Source organism: Neisseria sp. P0021.S007, from assembly GCF_051956855.1.
In genome coordinates this window covers 1-524 of the sequence record NZ_JBQCXA010001160.1, presented here as the reverse complement: position 1 = coordinate 524, position 524 = coordinate 1, and the positions used below count along the sequence as shown (strand labels likewise).

The 524-nt window shown below is 55.7% G+C and carries 1 protein-coding gene; it reads right to left on the bottom strand.

Translation table 11 applies throughout. The features are described from left to right. Positions 1-524: E3 binding domain-containing protein (locus ACTHUR_RS18050; protein ID WP_440400124.1), on the bottom strand; the 524-nt coding region annotated here is incomplete at both ends.

Here is a 524-nt window from a genome sequence, read left to right as displayed (position 1 = left end):
GTCCAGACCACCTCCCAAAGAGGCAGCGGCAGGTTTGCCTGCACCACTTTGCATAACGGATTTAACGAAGGCTTTAACGTCTTCGCCCATGATACGGCCTTTCAGACCGGTACCTTTGACTTGACCCAAATCTACGCCCAATTCACGCGCCAGTTTACGTGCGGAAGGACCTGCATGGGCTTTGGCAAAAGCAGCTTCGTCAATTTTGGCAGCTGCAGGTGCAGCCGGAGCAGGCGCAGCGGCTGGTGCTGGAGCAGCAGGAGCCGGAGCAGCGGCTGGTGCAGGTGCGGCAGCTTGAGCGGCAGGAGCAGGAGCAGCTGCGGCGGAACCGGCAGTTTCTACTTCGATAATGGCAGAGCCTTCGGATACTTTGTCGCCAACTTTCAGGAATACGGCTTTAACCACACCGGCTTCGGTACATGGTACGTCCATAGTAGCTTTGTCGGTTTCCAACGTAATCAGGGTGTCGTCAACGGCAACAGTGTCGCCCACTTTAATTTCAACGGCAATAACGTCTACGTCAG